The following is a 17,774-nucleotide window of genomic DNA, read 5'->3' on the forward strand; positions in this document are numbered from 1 at the left end:
GGCTAGAGCCGATACTCCACCTGGCACTACTGCCCGCGCCGCCCCGCGCCGCTACGGTCGACCGCGTGACCACCCCCCGCACCGTCCTGGAGGCCCTCACCCGCAGCCCGTTGGGGTTTCTCCGCACCCGCTGGCCGTGGCGCGCACTGGGGTACCTGCTGTCCGGCGGGACGTTCGCGACCGGTGTCTACCTCGGTGTCGGTGGACTGTTCGGCTCGCCCATCGGCACGGTCGCCAGGGTGCTCTGCGCGGGAGCCGTGCTGGTCTTCGCCGCCGCCCTCGCGGGGCCCCTGGAGCGGCGCCGGCTCGCACTCGTCGACACCGGCGAACGACCGGAGTCCCCGGGCGGTCCACGGGCCGTCGGCTACGGCGTCGTGTCGGTCCTGGCGGTCGGCTGGATGGACCTCGGCGTCGTCCTCGTCTCGCTCGGCATCCCGGGCTTCCTGCTCCTCGCGCCCTTCCAGCCCACCGCAACCACCTGGCAGGCCGTGGCCGGACCCTTCGCGGGTGCCCTGCTGCTGCCCGTGGCCGCGTACCCCGTCGCCGCGTGGGCCGGCGTCCGCGCCGCCGTGACCCGTGCCGTGCTCCTCCCGAAGGACCGCGAACTGCGCGAGGTAGTACGGTCCAGGGCCCGCCTCGTCGACGCCTTCGAGACCGAACGGCGCCGCATCGAGCGCGATCTGCACGACGGTGCCCAGCAGCGCCTCGTCGCCCTCACCGTGAAACTGGGCCTCGCCGGCCTCGACCTGCCGCCCGGCAGCCCGGCGGCGAAAGAGGTCGCCGAGGCCCACGCCCTCGCCAAGGAGGCCCTCACCGAGCTGCGTGAACTGATCCGGGGCATCCATCCGCAGATCCTCACGGAACGCGGACTGCCCGCCGCCGCACGGGACATCGCCGGACGCTGCCCGGTCCCCACGGACCTCGACCTCGACCTCCCCGGCCGCCTGCCGGCCACCGTCGAGCAGACGGCGTACTACGTCACCGCCGAAGCCCTCACCAACATCGCCCGGCACAGCGGCGCCCGCCGATGCCGCGTCACCGCCCGCTGCCACGGCGGTGTGCTCCGCCTCGACATCGAGGACGACGGCTCCGGCGCCGCCGACCCCGCCCGCGGTACGGGCCTGGTCGGCCTCGCCGACCGCGTCGCCGCGGCGGACGGCAGAATGCTCCTGTCCAGCCCGCCCGGCGGGCCCACACTCCTCAGGGCGGAGATCCCGTGCGGCAGTCCCTCCGCATAGTCATCGCGGAGGACGCCGTCCTCCTGCGCGAAGGTCTCGTCCACCTGCTGGAGCGCTTCGGCCACCGGGTCCTCGCCTCCGTGGGCGACGGCCCCGCGCTGCTCGCCGCCGCCCGGGAACACCGGCCGGACCTGGTGATCACCGACGTCCGGATGCCACCCGGCCAGACGGACGAGGGACTGCGCACGGCCCGGCTGCTCCAGGCCGAGCAGCCCGGACTCGCGGTTCTCGTCCTCAGCCAGTACGTGGAGCAGACCTTCGCCGACGAGCTCCTGGACGACCGCCGCGACAGCGTCGGCACGGGCTATCTCCTCAAGGAACGCATCGGCGACGTCGAGGAGTTCGCCGACGCCGTCACCCGCGTGGCCGCCGGGGCGACGGTCGTCGACCCCGAGGTCGTACGCCAGCTCCTCGCCCGCCGCCGCGACCCGGTCGACCGGCTCACGCCCCGCGAACGCGAGGTCCTCTCCCTCATGGCCGAGGGCCGCTCCAACGCGGCGATCGCCCGCCGCCTGGTCGTCACGGACGCCGCCGTCGCGAAGCACATCGCGAGCATCCTCCACAAGCTCGACCTGTCCCCGTCGGCCCCCGACGACCACCGCCGCGTGCTGGCTGTACTGGCCTATCTCCGGGCCTGACCCGTATGGCGCCAACGGGTGAATGGAGGCGTTCCGCGGAGCAGCCCGACGCGGCCCCGGGAAGGCATGCCCCATGCCGAAGTTCCTCATCCAGGCCACATACACCCCCGAAGGCACCAAGGGGCTGCTCAAGGAGGGTGCCAGCGGGCGGCGGGCCGCCGTCGAGCAGGTCGTCACCGGGCTCGGCGGGGACGTCGAGGCCATGTACTACGCCTTCGGGGCGGACGACCTCGTGATGATCGTCGACTTCCCCGACACCGTCTCCATGGCCGCCGTGAGTCTCACCGTCAAGGCCAGCGGTGCCATCCAGACCCGGGCGACCCCGCTGCTCACCCTCGACGAGATCGACGAGGCGACCCGCCGGCAGGTCGCGTTCCGCGCACCTGGAGCGTGAAGCGGGCGTCGGGGCGCATACCTTGTGACGCATGGGGGGCATACGCAGGGACCCGCGAGGGTGGTGGGAGTACGCGCGGACGCTTGCGGCCGCCAATCCGCTCGTCGTCGACATCGGCGTCGCGCTGCTCGTGCAGGGCGCGATGACCATGCCGTTCGTCGTGCCGCGCGCCGCCGGGCTGCCGCCCGCGACCTGGGGCGCGTACGGGCTGAGCACGCTCACCGTGCTGCCCCTGGTCTGGCGGCGGCGCGCCCCCCTCGCCGTGCTGTTCGCGGTGCTGGCCGCGGGCGCGCTGTACGGGCTGGCCGTGGACGGGCCCGGGCAGCCGCTGCCGTACGCCGGGCTCGTGGTCGTGTACACGATTGCCGTGCTGTCGCCCGCGCGCAAGCGGCTCGTGACCGCGGGTGTGCTGCTGGTCGCCGTGCCGGTGGGGGTGTGGCTCAACACGCGGTCCGCACGTGAACTGGCCTTCACCCTCATCGTGTTCACGGCCGCCTACGTCCTCGGACGGCACACCGACGCCCGTCAGCGGGCGCACCGCGTCGAGGCCGAGCGGGCCGCCGCACGCGAACGGGCCCGGATCGCACGGGAGATGCACGACATCCTCTCCCACGCCGTGAGCCTGATGATCGTGCAGGCGGAGGCCGGACCGGTGGCGGTGCGTGCCGCGCCCGAGCGCGCGGAGGCCGCCTTCGACGCCATCTCCGCGACCGGACGGGACGCCATGACACAGCTGCGCCGGATGCTGGGCCTGCTGCGGGAGGGGGACGACGACGGCGCCGCCCCGCGTGAGCCGCAGCCGGGCCTCGCGGAGCTGCCCGCACTCCTCGACCGGGTGCGGGCCGGTGGCCTCGATGTCACGTACGGGACGACGGGAGACGTCCGGCCCGTGCCGGAGGCGGTCGCCGCGACCGTCTTCCGGATCGTCCAGGAGTCCCTGACCAATACCGTCCGGCATGCCGGAGCGCGTACCGTCGCGGTACAACTCACTTACAGGAGCGGTGACTTGGACGTCAAAGTGACCGATGACGGGCGAGGGCCCCAGGGGTCCCGCATCGGCGGCGGGCACGGACTCGTCGGCATCCGCGAGCGGGCCGCGGCGCACGGTGGTACCGCCGTGCTGGGGATGGGCCCGGACGGCCGGGGGTTCGAAGTGCGCGTGACGCTCCCCGTACCCGCCGCCGCGGAGCCGGCACGGTGACGATCCGGGTCGTGGTGGCCGATGACCAGGAGCTGGTGCGCGGCGGATTCGCGATGATCCTGGACGCGCAGCCGGACATCGAGGTCGTCGCGGAGGCGGGCGACGGGGCCGAGGCGGTCGAGGCGGTGCGGCGGCACGCGCCCGACGTGGCGCTGCTCGACATCAGGATGCCGCGCGTGGACGGCATCGAGGCCTGCCGCTCGATCACCGCCCTGGGCGACTGCCGGACCGTGATGCTCACGACCTTCGACTCCGACGAGTACGTGTACGAGGCGCTGCACGCGGGCGCGAGCGGCTTCCTGCTCAAGGACGTGCGGCGGGACGATCTCGTGCACGCCGTACGGGTCGTCGCCCGGGGCGACTCGCTGCTCGCGCCGTCCGTGGCCCGGCGCCTGGTCGAGCAGTACACCCGGCCCGCCGCCGCCCGGCCCCGCCGCCCCGATCCCCGCCTGGACGTGCTGACCGGGCGGGAGCGCGAGACGCTGCTGCTGCTCGCGCGAGGTCTGTCCAACGCCGAGATCGCCGCCGAACTGGTGGTCAGCGACCACACGGTGAAGACGCATGTCGGCAACGTGCTGGCGAAACTGGGGCTGCGGGACCGGATCCAGGCCGTGATCTGCGCGTACGAGACAGGGCTGGTCGCGGCCGGTGATCCCCCGCCCGGGGGATCCGGCCGGGCCGGTTCCTCCCCCGCGTCGGCGAGGAACTGACCCGCCGGAACCGCCCGCGGGGGCGATCCGCTCATCGCCGCCTCTCCGGAGGATGGAGCCGTCCAGAACACCGGTTCCGATCCCCGGAGTTGACCATGATCCGTGCCCGTCTGCTGACCGTCGCCGTGCTCGTCGTGGGAGTCGTGGCGGGGCCGTCGGTCCTCCCGGCCGCCGCCTCCGCCACGGCGGCCCCCGCACCGGCCGCCGTGGTGTCCGCGCAGTCCCCGATCCCCGCCCTGGAAGCCGCCATCGCGGGCCTCCCGACCGCCGACGGGACCGCCGCCCTCGTGCGCGTCGGTGGCAAGGAGGGCAGCTGGCGGGGCAGTTCGGGCGTGCACGACCTGCGGAGCAACCGGCCCGCCGACCCCGCCGCCCGCTTCCGCGCGGGTTCCGTGACCAAGGTCTTCACCGCCGCCGTCGCCCTGCAACTGGCCGAAGAGGGACGGCTGGACCTCGACCGCACCGCCCGCTCCTACCTCCCGGACCTGATCCCGGCGGCGTACGAGGACGTCACCGTCCGGCAGCTCCTCAACCACACGCACGGCATCCCGGCCCCGGACTTCCCCGGCACCACCGTCGAGGAGTGGTACGAGAACCGCCTCCAGGTGCACGACCCCCGCGCCATGGTCCGCTCGGCGACGTCGAAGAAGCCCGAGTTCGCGCCGGGCGAGCGACAGCACTACCTCAACATCGGGTACACGGTCGCCGGGCTGATCGTCGAGCGCGTCACCGGCGACTCGTACGAGGACCAGGTCGCCGAACGGGTGCTCAAGCCTCTGAAGCTGGACGGCACCTCCTACCCGGGGGCGAACCCGCGCATCGTCGGCCCGCACAACCGCGGATACCAGCGGATGCGGCTCGCCGACGGGACGACCGGGCTGCGTGACGTGTCCGTGTGGGGGGTGACGGACGGCTGGGCGGCCGGGGACGTCATCTCGACCACGGCGGACCTGGAACGGTTCACCAAGGCCCTGTTCCAGGGGCGGGTCGTGCGCGGACCGCTGCTGGAGGAGATGTTCACCCTGCCGGAGGTGACCGACTTCAAGACGGGGAAGCCGGCCGCCTACTCCGTCGGGCTCTCCATGACGGAGCTGGGCGGGCGCGAGGTGTGGGGCAAGACGGGCGGGCGCTGGGGCTACAACGCGGCCATCGCCTCCACCCGCAACGGCTCCCGCACCCTCGTCTACAGCGTCAACTCCACCGACGCCAAGGGCCAGGGCATGAACAAGGTCGCCGAGAACATCATGGTGGCGGCCTACGGCAGACCGTAGCCGTCACCCCTCACCCCGCCGGCGGAGTCGCCCGTACCAGCCCCGTCTGGTAGGCGATGACGACCAGTTGCGCCCGGTCGCGGGCGTCCAGCTTGGTCATGGCCCGGTGGATGTGGGTGCGCACGGTCAGCGGGCTGAGGGTCAGGTCCTCGGCGATCTCGGTGTTGGACCGGCCCTCCGCGGCCAGGGCCATCACCTCGCGTTCGCGGACCGTGAGGTCGGCGAGGCGTTCCGGCGGTGCCAGATGGGTGCCGGGGGCGGGGGCCAGCAGGAAGCGGGTGATGAGGGAGCGGGTCGCGGACGGGGAGAGGAGGGACTCGCCGGAGGCCACCGTGCGCAGACCGGTCAGCAGCGTGTCCGCGGTGACGTCCTTGCCGAGGAAGCCGCTGGCACCGGCGCGCAGGGCCTCGGCGACGTAGTCCTCGGTCTCGAAGGTGGTCAGGATGAGGACGCGGGTGGCGGACAGTTCCGGGTCGGCGCAGATCGCCGCGGTGGCGGTGAGGCCGTCGGTGCCGGGCATGCGGATGTCCATGAGGACGATGTCGGGGCGGTGGGCGCGGGTCAGCTCCACCGCCTCCGCGCCGTCGGAGGCCTCGGCGACCACCTCCATGTCCGCGCAGGAGTCGATGAGGATCCGGAACGTGGCCCGCAGCAGGGCCTGGTCGTCGGCTAGCAGAACCCTGATGCCCATGGCCTGGTTCCTTCCTCGGGGTCGGTGGACGGTTGCAGCGGCAGCGCGGTGGTGACCTCGAAGCCGCCCTGGGGGCGGGGGCCCGCGCACAGCTCGCCGCCGATGGAGTGGGCGCGTTCGCGCATGCCCATGACGCCGAAGCCGCGCCCCTGGGCGGGCTCCGGTCTGCCGGGGCCCTCGTTGAGGACCGTGATCAGCAGACGGGAGTGGGTGTATTCGAGGCGGACGTGGGCGGCCTCGGCGGCGGCGTGCTTGGTGACGTTGGTGAGGGCCTCCTGCACGATCCGGAAGGCCGTCAGATCCACGCCCGGTGAGAGCGGCCGCGGCTCCCCCTCCGTGACGACCGTGACCTCCAGGCCCGCCGACTCGCACGCCGCGACCAGCTCGGGCAGCCGGGCCAGGCCCGGGGACGGTTCCAGGCCCGGGGAGCCGGGGACGTCGTCGTTGTCGCGCAGCAGGCCGAGCGTGGCCTTCAGCTCGCGCAGCGCGGAGGACGTGGTGCCGGTCAGGTCGGTGAGGATCTTCTGGGTCTGCTCGGGGTTGGTGAGCGCGAGGTGTGCGGCAGTACCGGCCTGGGCGTTGGCCAGGGCCATGTGGTGGGCGACGACGTCGTGGAGTTCCCGGGCGATGCGCATCCGTTCCTCGGTGACGCGCAGGCGTGCCTCCTCCTCCCGGGTGCGCTCGGCGTGTTCGGCCCGGGCCTGCACGGCCTGGAGATAGGCGCGCCGCAGCCTCGTCATGTTGCCGGCGGCGAGGGGCAGCAGCAGCCAGAAGAACGGGCCGATCGTTCTCAGCAGCAGCGAGAGGTGGTCCATGGAGTCGGAGAACACGGCCGCGACGACCACCGCCAGCGTGGTGGTGACGCCGTAGACGCGGGTGGTCCTACGGTCGGTGAGGGTGGCGAGCCAGTACAGCGCCGCCATGATCGGCGCCAGCAGCAGGGGCGTGAGGAGATAGCCCATCGCGACCGCCGCCACCGTGCAGCTCCCGGCGACGACGAGGACGGTGCGCGGGTGCGTGCGGTGCTTGAGCAGGGCGAGACAGGCCACGCCCATGAGGGCGACGGCGGTCTTGTCCTGGTCCGGCGGGTCGGCGCTGGGCATGGTGAGCGAGCCGCCGAGGGTCGCGCAGCCCATCAGCGCCATGACCAGCGCGAGGTCGACGAGGAACGTGTGGCGTGCCGAGAACTCCTCGAGGCGATCCTGGTAGCGCCGCTCCAGACTGATGTTCATCGGTCTCTCCGGTCGGTGGGCTGTGCACCATCGTGGTCGACTCCGGGCGGGAACGTCCGAGAGGCCGCCCGTGTCCTTCGCCACGGGCGGCCCTGGTGAGGGGGGTGTCAGGTGCGGGCCGGTTCCAGATCGGGCGCGGGGCCGGCAGCCGCTTCCGTCTCGGTCCGACGGCTGAGCGCCTCGCCCTCCACGTCCACCCGGGGCAGCACCCGGTCCAGCCACTTCGGCAGCCACCAGGCCTTGTCGCCGAGCAGGGCGAGCACGGCGGGCACGATCGCCATCCGTACGACGAAGGCGTCGAAGAGGACGGCGGAGGCGAGCCCGAACCCGATCATCTTGATCATGGAGTCGCTCTCGCCGATGAACCCGGCGAAGACGGCGATCATGATCAGGGCCGCGGCCACGACCACCCGCGCGCTGTGCCGGAAGCCGGACGTGACCGCCTGCGCGGGCGACTCGCCGTGGACGTAGGCCTCCCGCATCCGGGAGACGAGGAACACCTCGTAGTCCATCGCGAGGCCGAAGACGATGCCCACCAGGAAGATCGGCATCAGGCTCATGATCGGGCCGGTCTGCTCCACGCCGAGCAGCTCCGCGCCGTGGCCCTGCTGGAAGACCACGACGACCGCGCCGAGCGAGGCCAGCACCGACAGCAGGAAGCCGAGGGCCGCCTTGAGCGGGACGAGCAGCGACCGGAAGACCACCAGCAGCAGCACGATCGCCAGACCGACCACGACGATCAGATACGGGACGAGCGCGGACTGCACCTTCTCGGCGATGTCGATGTTCATCGCGGTGCTGCCGGTCACCTCGTAGCTCGCGCCGGTGCCGGACTCGATGCCGGGCCGCTCGTCCCGGATGGTCGTCACCAGGTTCTTGGTCTTCTCGTCGGTCGGCGCGGTGGACGGCACGACGGAGAAGACGGCGGTGTCGCCGGCGTCGTTGAAACGCGCCGGGGACACGGACACGACGCCCTTCGTGGCGCCGATCTCCTTGGCGATCGAGTCAGCGGCCCCCTTGGGGTCGGCGGCGCCCTTGCCGTCCACGACGATCGTCAGCGGCCCGTTGAAGCCAGGACCGAAGCCCTCGGCGAGCGCGTCGTAGGCCCGGCGCTCGGTGGTGGAGGTGGGCTTGGCCTCGTCGCCGGGCATGCCCAGCTGGAGGTCGGCCGCGGGCAGCGCGAGGGCGCCGAGGCCGACGACCCCGAGGAGCAGGACGGGTATGGGGCGGCGCAGGACGAACCTGGCCCAGCGCGCTCCGCCGTTGGTCTCGGTGCTCTCCTCGATCCGGCCGCTCTTGCGGGCCTTGCGCGGGAGCACCGCGTTCGGCCAGAAGCCGAGGAACGCCGGGACGAGGGTCAGCGCGATCAGCACGGCGACGACGACCGCGCCCGCCGCTGCCAGGCCCATCTTGGTGAGCATCGGGATACCGACCACGGCGAGCCCGGCCAGCGCGATGACGACGGTGAGCCCGGCGAAGACCACCGCGGACCCGGCCGTGCCGACGGCCATGCCGACCGCCTCCTGCGGCGTACCGCCCTTGGCGCGCTCCTCCCGGTAGCGGGAGACCACGAACAGGGCGTAGTCGATGCCCACGGCGAGGCCCAGCATCATCGCCAGGGTGCCGGTGGTGGTGGACAGGCCGAGGGCGGAGGACAGGGCGAGGATCGTGGCCATGCTGACGCCGACGCCGATGACGGCGGTCAGCAGGGGCAGCCCGGCGGCGGCCAGCGAGCCGAAGGTGACGAGCAGCACCACGGCGGCGATCGCGACGCCGATCACCTCCGCCATGCCGCCCGGCCCGCCCTCGGCGGCCAGCGCGGTGCCGCCCGCCTCGACCGTCAGCCCGGCGTCCCGGGCTCCCTCGATGGTGTGCTCCAGCTGGGTCCGGCTGGCGTCGGTGAGGTCGGTGGACTTGACCTTGTAGGTGACGGTCGCGAAGGCGGTCGAGCCGTCCCTGCTGATCGTCTTCGCCTGGAACGGGTCGACGGCGCTCGCGACCTGCGTGCCGTCGCCGAGGCCGGACACGGCCTTCTCGATGGCCTCCTTGTGCTCGGCGGCGGTCACCTTCTCGCCGCCCGGCGCGATGAAGACGACCCTGGCGGTCGCCCCGTCGGCGGTGGCGCCCGGGAAGCGCTGTTCCATGAGGTCGAAGGCCTTCTGGGACTCGATGCCGGGCATCGAGAACTCCTCGTCGACGGCGCCCGGCGCCTTGAGGGCGCCGAGCCCCACGGCGGCCAGGACGGCCGCCCAGACCAGGGCGACGTACCAGCGTCGCCGGAAGGCCAGACGGCCCACTCGATACAGGAAAGTTGCCACGGCAGCAGGTCTCCACATCCGGTGTCGATCGTCCGCCAAGCGTGTCCGTGACATGGCCCCCGCGTCGTCGTGCGGCTGCCGACAATCCGGACTACTGAGAACGCAGTACGACCGGGCCGACGGGTCCGCCTCGGGTACGAGATTCCCGGGCCTCGCGAGTCGACCTGTGCTACCTTGGCTGGCGTTGCAGTTTTGGTTCCCAGAGACTTCGAGTGCTCTATCGACCTTCGTCGACGAGCACTCTTTTTAGTTTCCGAGGTTCTCGGATCTCTCCGAGGGTGATCATTTCGGCGACCCCGAATCCGTAAAGTGCGGATCTCGGGTACTGCCCCTCACTAGGGAGATTCTTATGGCTACCGGCACCGTGAAGTGGTTCAACTCGGAAAAGGGCTTCGGCTTCATCGAGCAGGAGGGTGGCGGCCCGGACGTCTTCGCCCACTACTCGAACATCGCCACCTCGGGCTTCCGTGAGCTCCAGGAAGGCCAGAAGGTCACCTTCGACGTCACGCAGGGCCAGAAGGGCCCGCAGGCCGAGAACATCGTTCCCGCCTGACGCTGACGCGTCCGACGTGATCGGGGCCCGCACCCTTGTGGTGCGGGCCCCGGCATGTCTCATCCCCCAACCGGCTCTTTCTTGCGAATCCTGGTGCGGCCCCCGGAGGCCGCCTGCCCCGGGAATTCCCCGATACGTGCCGCATCGAGGAAGGATCCCCCTTGGATCGCACCGCTCGCAAGAACAACGGACCGGCCCACTCGCGTAAGGCGGGGGGCCGAAACGCGTCCTCCCGTACGGGAGGCGCGGGACGCGGCACCCCCCGGCGTCGTACCGCCCCCGGCGGCGAGTTCGCGCCGCCCGCCACCATCACCCCGGCCCTGCCCGCCGTCGAGGCGTTCGCCGACCTCGACCTGCCCGATCGGCTGCTGACCGCGCTGAAGGGCGAGGGCGTGGTGGAGCCGTTCCCGATCCAGGCGGCGACGCTGCCGAACTCGCTGGCCGGGCGTGACGTCCTGGGCCGCGGGCGCACGGGATCGGGCAAGACCCTCGCCTTCGGTCTCGCCGTGCTGGCCCGGATCGACGGGCAGCGGGCCGAGCCCAAGCAGCCGGTGGCGCTCGTCCTCACGCCCACCAGGGAACTGGCCCAGCAGGTCACCGACGCGCTCACGCCCTACGCCCGCGCGCTGCGCCTGCGGCTCGCGACGGTGGTCGGCGGGATGTCGATCGGCCGCCAGGCGAGCGCGCTGCGCGCCGGTGCCGAGGTCGTCGTCGCGACGCCCGGCCGGCTCAAGGACCTCATAGACCGCGGCGACTGCCGGCTGGACCGGGTCTCGGTCACCGTCCTGGACGAGGCCGACCAGATGACCGACATGGGCTTCATGCCGCAGGTCACGGCCCTGCTCGACCAGGTGCGCCCCGACGGGCAGCGGCTGCTGTTCTCGGCCACCCTGGACCGCAACGTCGACCGTCTGGTGCGTACGTACCTCCACGACCCGGTGGTCCACTCGGTCGACCCGTCCGCGGGCGCCGTCACCACGATGGAGCATCACCTGCTGCACGTGGAGGACGACGACAAGCACGCCACCACGACGGAGATCGCCGCCCGCGACGGACGCGTGATCATGTTCCTGGACACCAAGCACGCCGCCGACCGGCTGGCCAAGAAGCTGCTCGCCGTCGGGGTGCGCGCCTCGGCCCTGCACGGCGGGAAGTCCCAGTCCCAGCGCACCCGGACCCTGGCCCGGTTCAAGGACGGCGAGGTCACGGTCCTGGTGGCCACCAACGTCGCCGCCCGCGGCATCCACGTCGACAACCTCGACCTCGTCGTCAACGTGGACCCGCCCGGCGACCACAAGGACTATCTGCACCGGGGCGGCCGTACCGCCCGGGCCGGCGAGTCGGGCACCGTCGTCACGCTGGTCCTGCCGCACCAGCGGCGCGAGACGGCCCGGCTGATGGCCGACGCCGGCATCACACCGCAGGTCACCCGGGTCCGCTCGGGCGAGTCCGAACTGAGCCGCATCACCGGCGCCCAGGCGCCGTCGGGCGTGCCCGTCGTCCTCACCCCGCCGCCCGCCGAGAACCGCCCCGCCCGCACCGGCGCCTCCTCGCGCGCCCGGCGCAACAGGCCCTCCCGGGGCCGCCGCCGCTGACCCACCGCACGGGGTGGCACATGCCGCCCCGTGTCGCCCCGCGCCGGACACAGCCGCGCCGGGCCGACCAACCGGCGCGCCAGGCACCCCCGGGCATGCCCGTCGGCGGGGCGGACGCCGCGTGACAGGCCCTACGTGTCGCTCCTGGCCGGCGACAGCCGTACCACCGTGCCCTCCCCGTTCGCGGACAGCAGCAGGGAGCCGTCGGGGGCCGCGGTGAGGCCCGCGAAGCGGGGGGCCAGGCCCGGGACCCGGTGGGTGAAGAGGGCGGGGGCCGGGCGGGGGGCGGTGCCCGGAGGGACGCCGACCGCCAGGGACTCAGCCTCGATGCGGGTGGCGCCCGTGGTCGGGGAGACCGACCACAGCCGTCGGTGTTCGGTGTCCACGGTGAAGAGTGCGCCGTCGTGGAAGGCGAGGCCCTGAGGGGCGCCCAGGCCCTCCGCGACCGGCACCGCCCCGCCGTCGTCGAGGCGCAGGACCGCCCCGCGCCGGTCGTCGCTGACGTAGCAGCGCTGCTCGGAGTCGAAGGCCACGTCCACGGGGTGGTCGAGGCCCTCGGCGAGGACGGTCACCGTGTCGGTCCCGTCGATGGCGACGACCCGGCCCGCGCCCGTCTCGGCGACGACCAGGGCGCCGTCGGCCCGGGTCGCGATGCCCAGGGGCTGGTTCAGGCCGTTCGCCCTGAGCCGGGTCGTCCCGGTGGCGGGGTCGTACGTCTGGACGGTGCCGAACTGCGAGGTGGTGTGCAGGAGTTCGCCGTCGGCGGTGACGCCGTGGAAGAAGGGCTGGAGGATCTCCGTCTCGACGTCGCCCGAGCCGCCCTCGTCGGGGTGGTCCGGGCGGGCCAGCCGGTAGTGGTCGGCCGCGTACACCGTGCCGCCGAGGTCGATCGTCACGCCGTAGGGGCCGTCCAGGCCCCGGGGCACGACCGGGCGGGTGCTGCCGTCGGGACGCATCTCCGTGATGCCGCCGCTGGCGAAGCTGGAGACGAACATGCGGTTCTCCGCGTCGAACGCGGCGTTGTCCAGGCCCGTGACCCCGCTGGTGACCAGCGTGCGCGTGCCCGTGCCGTGCAGGTCGACGCGGGTGACGATGCCCTCGGGGCCGCGTGACAGGACGTGGAGGACGCCGCCCAGGTCGAAGCGGACCGCGACCGGGTCGTGCACGTCCTCGGCGACCACCTCGGGCACCCCGCCGTCGGGCGGGACGCGCCAGACCTGCCCGCTGATCATGTGCGGGTAGTAGAGGCAGCCGTCCGGACCCTGCTGCATCGCGTTGCCGAAGGCCAGCCCGTCCGTGAGGACGACCGGGTCGCCGCCGTCGGGGAAGAGCTCCAGCAGCCGGCCGTCCGTCTGCATCTCGTTGACGAAGAGCCGGTCGCCGACGCAGGTGATGCCGTTGGGGACCTTCACCTCCTCGGAGACCAGGCCGTACTCGCCTCCGGGACCGCGGCGCCACACCCGGCCGGGGACCAGGTCGGCGATGTACATCGAGCCGTCCGCCCCGAAGGCCAGGTCGTCGGGCGACTCGACGGGGCTGTCCATCGGGACGACGACCTCGACGTCCCCGGTGGCCGGGTCCACGGCGCTGATCTTCCCGGCGAGGAACTGGGCGACGTACAGCCGCCCGTCCGGGCCGAACGCCACGCCGTTGGAACCCCACAGGGGGTTGGGGGAGTTCAGGCGCCGGGCCTGCCAGTGGGTGCTGCGCACCTCACCGCCGGTGTACCTGCTCGTCACGATCCCAGCACCTCGTCCATGCCGCCCTGAGCGCGCCAGCGTCTGATCAGCTCGTAGAACGCGACCGGCCCGTCGCCGTAGGACTCGCTGCGGGGCCTGGGCATGCCCTCGGCGTTGTAGTAGCCGGGCGTGCACTCGGACTGGAACGTGTACAGGTCCGCCGACTTCTGACGGATCGTGTCGCCCCAGGCGGCCTCCGCCTCGGCCGTCGGCTCCACGCACGGGACCTGGCGCCTGACCGCCTCCGCGATCACCTCGGCGACATGGGTGGCCTGTTCGTCCAGGACGTGCACGTAGTTCACGGAGCTGGCGCTCTGCACGGAGCCGAGCATGAACAGGTTGGGGAAACCCCGGCTGTAGAAGCCGTGCAGGGTCCTCGGACCGGTCTTGCGCCAGGCGTCCAGCAGGGCGGTGCCGTCCCTGCCGTACGCGGGGAGCCGCCCGGACAGCAGCCCGGAGACGCCGACCTCGAAGCCGGTGCCGAAGACGACGCAGTCCACCTCGTACTCCACCCCGCCCACCACGACGGCGTGCTCGGTGACGCGCTCGACGCCGCCGTGGTCGGCCGTGTCGACGAGGGTGACGTTCGGCCGGTTGAAGGTCTCCAGGTACAGGTCGCTGAAGGTGGGCCGCTTGCACATGTAGCGGTACCAGGGCTTGAGCTTCTCGGCCGTCTCCGGGTCCTCGACGATTCTCTCCACCCGGGCCCGCAGCTCGTTCATCTTCTGGAAGTCGGCGATCTCCTCCAGGCGTTCTCGCTCCTCGGGCGTGAGGGCGTCGTAGCTGTTGGTCGGGATGAGCTTCTGCTGGAGGCGGGCGCTGCTCGTCCAGCCGTCGGCGACCAGGTCCTCCTCGGCGCGGCCGCCCGTGACGACGGTGAGGAAGTTGTCCCTGCGCTCCCGGGCCCAGCCGGGCTTCAGGGAGTTCGCCCACTCGGGGTCCGTGGGGCGCTGTCCGCGCACGTCCACGGAGGACGGGGTGCGCTGGAACACGTACAGGTGCCGGGCGTCCCGGCCGAGGTGCGGGACGACCTGGATGGCCGTGGCACCGGTGCCGATGAGGGCCACGCGCTTGTCGGCGAGCCCCGTCAGGCCTCCGTTCGCGTCGCCGCCGGTGTAGTCGTAGTCCCAGCGGCTGGTGTGGAACATGTGCCCCTTGAAGGTCTCGATGCCTTCGATCCCGGGCAGTTTGGGCTGGCTGAGCAGGCCGGTCGCCACGACCACGTGCCGGGCGGTCATCCGGTCGCCGCGGTCGGTGCCGACGACCCACACGGACTCGGCGTCGTCCCAGCGCAGTTCGCTCACCTGCGTCCGGAGGCAGGCGTCGCGGTAGAGGTCGAAGTGCCGTGCGATCGCCTCGGCGTGCTCCCGGATCTCCTCGCCCGGCGCGTACTTCCACTTCGGGACGTAGCCGAGTTCCTCCAGCAGGGGCAGGTAGACGTACGACTCGATGTCGCAGTGAATGCCCGGGTAGCGGTTCCAGTACCAGGTGCCGCCGAAGTCGGCGCCCTTCTCGATGATCTGGATGTCCCGCAGGCCCGCCTGACGCAGCCGGGCGGCGGCGAGCAGACCGCCGAACCCGCCGCCCACGACCACGACCTCGACGTGGTCGCGCAGGGGCTCCCGGGTGAAGCCGGGCTCGGCGTGCGGGTCCTCGTCGAAGTGGCCGAACTCGCCCGCGGTACGGCGGTACTGGCGGTTGCCGTCGGGGCGGATCCGCCGGTCGCGCTCGGCGCGGTAGCGCTCGCGCAGGGCCTCCGGGTCGAAGTCCAGGTCTGGCACGGGGGTGTGGGGGGTGGACATGGGGTCCTCTTCCTCTCGCGGGTGTGCCGTGGGTGAGGGATCGGGTGGGATCAGACGGCTGCCCAGGCGTTGTCCACCGGGAGGATGACGCCGTTGACGCCGCTCGCCGCGTCGGAGGCGAGATAGACGATGGCGGCGGCCTGCTCCTCCGGTGCGCAGACGCGGCCCATGTTGACGAAGTGACGCCCGACGACGGACGGTCCGTGGGCCTCCCGGTCGATGTGGACGTCGGCCGTGATGTCGGTGGCCGTGCCGCCCGGGGCTATGGCGTTGGCGCGGATGCCCTGGTCGCGGTACATCACCGCGAGGGAGCGGGTGAGGCCGAGGACCCCGTGCTTGGAGGCGGTGTACGCCGTCCCGGCCGCGCTGCCCCGCAGCGACGCCTCCGAGGCGGTGTTGACGATGGCGCCGCCGCCCGCGGCGATCATGTGCGGCAGGGCGGCCCGGGTCAGCAGGAACGGGGCGGTGAGGTTGATCCGCAGCACCCGCTCCCACTCGGCGTCGGTGACGTCCGCCGCGGCCGACATGCTGTCCATGACGCCCGCGTTGTTGACCAGGACGTCGATGCCGCCGAAGGTGCCGGTCGCGGCGGCCACGACCGCGTCGGCCACCGCGGCGTCGCTCAGATCGCCCGTGACGGCGACGGCCGTTCCGCCCGCGGACTCGATGGCTTCGACGACGCTCTTGGCGCCCTCCGCGTTCAGGTCGGCGACCACGACCCTCGCTCCCTCCGCGGCGAACCGCAACGCGGTGGCCCGGCCGATGCCGGAGGCGGCTCCGGTGACGATGACGCTCTTGCCCGACAGACCTGTGGCTCCCATGGCGCTCCTCTGCTCGTCGCGTCGCGCGGCGCGATGTGGTGTGGCGTCAGGCACGGTACTGGTTTTTGTCTCAGTGCGACATAAAGACGCGATGCGACAGCAGGGCCTTTCACGCCACTCAGACGTGACGCGACGTAAATTAGAGTGGGTACGGCGAGTCGAGGAGGTCCCATGGCCGGACGAGCAGGTGCTGCCACGGGGCGGCCACCGCTGACGGAGCGACGGCGCGCCGAGACGCGCATGGAGATCGCCGAGGAGGCGGTCCGGCTCTTCGTCGCCCGGGGCGTGGCGGCGGTGACCGCGGAGGACATCGCCTCCGCGTCGGGGGTGTCGACGCGCACGCTGTGGCGGTACTTCCGCTCCAAGGAGGAATGCGTCCGGCCCCTGCTCACCACGGGCCTCGAGGTACTGACCGAGCACCTGCGGGACTGGCGCGGCGAGGGCTCCCTCGCCGAGGCGATCCTGAGCCTGAAGCCCGCCGACGGCATGGGGCCGCGGGCCCGGACACTGCGCGATCTCGTCCGGCTGTGCCGTGACGAGCCGGGGCTGCGGGCCGTCTGGCTGGAGGCGCACTACGACGCGGAGGCCGCGTTCGCCGCGCTGATCGCCGACCGCACGGACCGGCCCGCCGGCGACCTCGCGGTCCGGATGGAGGCGGGCATGCTGAACACCGCCCTGCGCGTCGGCGTGGAGGACTGGGCCCTGCGCTCCGGCCCGGTCGCGGCCCTGTCCCTGGCGAGGACCATCACCGGCGTGCTGCGCATGGCCGCCCACGTCATCGAGACGGAGCCCCCGCTGCCGGCCGGAACCGCGCACGGCGCCGGGGCTGAAGCGCCCTGAGTGGGCGCGGTACCGGTGGGCCAGGTCTCCCTCATCTTCCGTTTCGGGCGGGGCGTTCCGGAAACGGGGCGGGCATGTATCACCGGATCGTGGCAGCGAAGTTGCGCAAGGCGTTTTCCGACATCAACTCCGGAAACTGGCAGTCCATGGTGGACACGCTCGCACCGGAATTCACCTACGTCTTCCACGGAGAGCACGCGCTCTCCGGCGAGCGGCATACCGTCGAAGCCATGAGCCTGTGGTGGCAGCGGGTCTTCCGCCTCGTACCCGACGCGGAGTTCGAGCCACTGGACATCATCATTTCCGGCGGCCCCTGGCTGACGAAGGTCGCCACCCGCGTCCGGATCGCCGGCCCCCTGCCGGACGGCTCCCGCTACGACAACGTGATGACGCAGTTCATGTCTCTCAAGTGGGGGCGTATCACCGAGATCCACACCTTGGAGGACACCGTCGTCCTGCAGCGGGCCCTGGACCGCATCGCCGCCTCCGGCAACGCCGAGGCCCATGCCGAGCCCATCACGGACGCGTCCGCGCGGGCGGCCCGTACGGTGTGACGACGGCCCCGGCCGCCGTGATCAGCCGAAGGCGCCCAGCTGCTTCACGAGGACCCGGAGCCCCCCCCCCCTTTTCTGCGGGACTTCAGCGCGGGAATCCACACGGGAATCCAGCGCGGGAATCCAGCCGGCCGGGACCGGGCCCTCGAAGCCGGTCGGCCTCATGGCCGGGCGGGT

General features: G+C 72.4%; 16 protein-coding genes. 10 read left to right on the forward strand and 6 right to left on the reverse strand.

Annotation, left to right across the window (positions count from 1 at the left end; all coding sequences use genetic code 11):
- The first annotated feature begins 65 nt into the window (after window positions 1-65).
- From ACFZBT_RS13215 to ACFZBT_RS13240, 6 genes are all read left to right on the forward strand, one after another.
- On the forward strand, window positions 66-1,238 hold the full coding sequence (locus ACFZBT_RS13215) for a histidine kinase (protein ID WP_391102172.1): 1,173 nt from the start codon (window positions 66-68) through the stop codon (window positions 1,236-1,238).
- The gene (locus tag ACFZBT_RS13220; RefSeq protein ID WP_391102175.1) at window positions 1,217-1,876 is read left to right on the forward strand and encodes a response regulator; all 660 of its coding nucleotides are present in this window, start codon (window positions 1,217-1,219) and stop codon (window positions 1,874-1,876) included. The genes ACFZBT_RS13215 and ACFZBT_RS13220 overlap by 22 nt, the downstream gene beginning before the upstream one ends.
- Window positions 1,877-1,949: 73 nt before the next feature.
- The gene (locus ACFZBT_RS13225; protein WP_391102177.1) at window positions 1,950-2,270 is read left to right on the forward strand and encodes a GYD domain-containing protein; all 321 of its coding nucleotides are present in this window, start codon (window positions 1,950-1,952) and stop codon (window positions 2,268-2,270) included.
- A gap of 31 nt (window positions 2,271-2,301) precedes the next feature.
- Window positions 2,302-3,471, forward strand: a complete 1,170-nt coding sequence (locus ACFZBT_RS13230; RefSeq protein ID WP_391102179.1) for a histidine kinase — start codon at window positions 2,302-2,304, stop codon at window positions 3,469-3,471.
- A complete protein-coding gene (locus ACFZBT_RS13235; RefSeq protein WP_391102181.1) occupies window positions 3,468-4,181 on the forward strand; it encodes a response regulator in 714 nt (237 codons plus the stop codon). The genes ACFZBT_RS13230 and ACFZBT_RS13235 overlap by 4 nt, the downstream gene beginning before the upstream one ends.
- Before the next feature lie 95 nt (window positions 4,182-4,276).
- Complete coding sequence (locus ACFZBT_RS13240; protein WP_391102183.1) at window positions 4,277-5,452, forward strand: serine hydrolase; 1,176 nt, start codon at window positions 4,277-4,279, stop codon at window positions 5,450-5,452.
- A gap of 10 nt (window positions 5,453-5,462) precedes the next feature.
- Here the strand turns inward: ACFZBT_RS13240 and ACFZBT_RS13245 are convergent, their stop codons facing one another.
- The 3 genes from ACFZBT_RS13245 to ACFZBT_RS13255 form a co-directional block, all read right to left on the reverse strand.
- Window positions 5,463-6,143 (reverse strand): response regulator, encoded by a 681-nt coding sequence (locus tag ACFZBT_RS13245; RefSeq protein WP_391102185.1) that lies wholly within the window; start codon window positions 6,141-6,143, stop codon window positions 5,463-5,465.
- Window positions 6,122-7,375: a histidine kinase gene (locus tag ACFZBT_RS13250; RefSeq protein WP_391102188.1), complete on the reverse strand. Its 1,254-nt coding sequence runs from the start codon at window positions 7,373-7,375 to the stop codon at window positions 6,122-6,124. Before ACFZBT_RS13250 ends, ACFZBT_RS13245 begins: the two co-directional genes overlap by 22 nt.
- A gap of 107 nt (window positions 7,376-7,482) precedes the next feature.
- On the reverse strand, window positions 7,483-9,693 hold the full coding sequence (locus ACFZBT_RS13255) for an MMPL family transporter (RefSeq protein WP_391102190.1): 2,211 nt from the start codon (window positions 9,691-9,693) through the stop codon (window positions 7,483-7,485).
- Window positions 9,694-10,042: 349 nt separating this feature from the next.
- Between ACFZBT_RS13255 and ACFZBT_RS13260 the strand changes: the two genes are divergently transcribed.
- Both ACFZBT_RS13260 and ACFZBT_RS13265 read left to right on the forward strand, forming a co-directional pair.
- On the forward strand, window positions 10,043-10,246 hold the full coding sequence (locus ACFZBT_RS13260) for a cold-shock protein (RefSeq protein ID WP_003991681.1): 204 nt from the start codon (window positions 10,043-10,045) through the stop codon (window positions 10,244-10,246).
- 161 nt (window positions 10,247-10,407) lie between these two features.
- Window positions 10,408-11,841 carry a DEAD/DEAH box helicase gene (locus tag ACFZBT_RS13265; RefSeq protein WP_391102193.1) on the forward strand — a complete coding sequence of 478 codons (1,434 nt, stop codon included), beginning with the start codon at window positions 10,408-10,410 and terminating at the stop codon, window positions 11,839-11,841.
- Between the two features lie 131 nt (window positions 11,842-11,972).
- On the opposite strand, the gene ACFZBT_RS13270 is transcribed toward ACFZBT_RS13265, so the two are convergent.
- Genes ACFZBT_RS13270 through ACFZBT_RS13280 form a run of 3 tightly spaced genes read right to left on the reverse strand, consistent with a single transcriptional unit; the run spans window position 11,973 to window position 16,203 of the window.
- On the reverse strand, window positions 11,973-13,580 hold the full coding sequence (locus ACFZBT_RS13270) for a PQQ-binding-like beta-propeller repeat protein (protein ID WP_391102196.1): 1,608 nt from the start codon (window positions 13,578-13,580) through the stop codon (window positions 11,973-11,975).
- Window positions 13,577-15,382 (reverse strand): FAD-dependent oxidoreductase, encoded by a 1,806-nt coding sequence (locus ACFZBT_RS13275; protein ID WP_391102198.1) that lies wholly within the window; start codon window positions 15,380-15,382, stop codon window positions 13,577-13,579. The genes ACFZBT_RS13270 and ACFZBT_RS13275 overlap by 4 nt, the downstream gene beginning before the upstream one ends.
- A 50-nt stretch (window positions 15,383-15,432) precedes the next feature.
- Complete coding sequence (locus ACFZBT_RS13280) at window positions 15,433-16,203, reverse strand: glucose 1-dehydrogenase (RefSeq protein WP_391102200.1); 771 nt, start codon at window positions 16,201-16,203, stop codon at window positions 15,433-15,435.
- A 171-nt stretch (window positions 16,204-16,374) separates the two neighbouring features.
- Between ACFZBT_RS13280 and ACFZBT_RS13285 the strand changes: the two genes are divergently transcribed.
- Together ACFZBT_RS13285 and ACFZBT_RS13290 are read left to right on the forward strand one after the other, a co-directional pair.
- Window positions 16,375-17,043, forward strand: a complete 669-nt coding sequence (locus tag ACFZBT_RS13285) for a TetR family transcriptional regulator (RefSeq protein ID WP_391102203.1) — start codon at window positions 16,375-16,377, stop codon at window positions 17,041-17,043.
- Between the two features lie 89 nt (window positions 17,044-17,132).
- A complete protein-coding gene (locus ACFZBT_RS13290) occupies window positions 17,133-17,597 on the forward strand; it encodes a nuclear transport factor 2 family protein (protein ID WP_391102206.1) in 465 nt (154 codons plus the stop codon).
- Window positions 17,598-17,774 lie beyond the last annotated feature (177 nt).

Origin of the sequence: Streptomyces sp. NPDC008137 (assembly GCF_042957035.1) — a bacterium.
Taxonomy (GTDB): Bacteria; Actinomycetota; Actinomycetes; order Streptomycetales; family Streptomycetaceae; genus Streptomyces.

Coding starts and splice junctions, on each gene's coding strand:
- ACFZBT_RS13225 (WP_391102177.1), top strand. CDS start 1,950: ATGCCGAAGTTCCTCATCCAGGCCACATACACCCCCGAAGGCACCAAG.
- ACFZBT_RS13230 (WP_391102179.1), top strand. CDS start 2,302: ATGGGGGGCATACGCAGGGACCCGCGAGGGTGGTGGGAGTACGCGCGG.
- ACFZBT_RS13240 (WP_391102183.1), top strand. CDS start 4,277: ATGATCCGTGCCCGTCTGCTGACCGTCGCCGTGCTCGTCGTGGGAGTC.
- ACFZBT_RS13245 (WP_391102185.1), bottom strand. CDS start 6,143: ATGGGCATCAGGGTTCTGCTAGCCGACGACCAGGCCCTGCTGCGGGCC.
- ACFZBT_RS13250 (WP_391102188.1), bottom strand. CDS start 7,375: ATGAACATCAGTCTGGAGCGGCGCTACCAGGATCGCCTCGAGGAGTTC.
- ACFZBT_RS13260 (WP_003991681.1), top strand. CDS start 10,043: ATGGCTACCGGCACCGTGAAGTGGTTCAACTCGGAAAAGGGCTTCGGC.
- ACFZBT_RS13275 (WP_391102198.1), bottom strand. CDS start 15,382: ATGTCCACCCCCCACACCCCCGTGCCAGACCTGGACTTCGACCCGGAG.
- ACFZBT_RS13280 (WP_391102200.1), bottom strand. CDS start 16,203: ATGGGAGCCACAGGTCTGTCGGGCAAGAGCGTCATCGTCACCGGAGCC.
- ACFZBT_RS13285 (WP_391102203.1), top strand. CDS start 16,375: ATGGCCGGACGAGCAGGTGCTGCCACGGGGCGGCCACCGCTGACGGAG.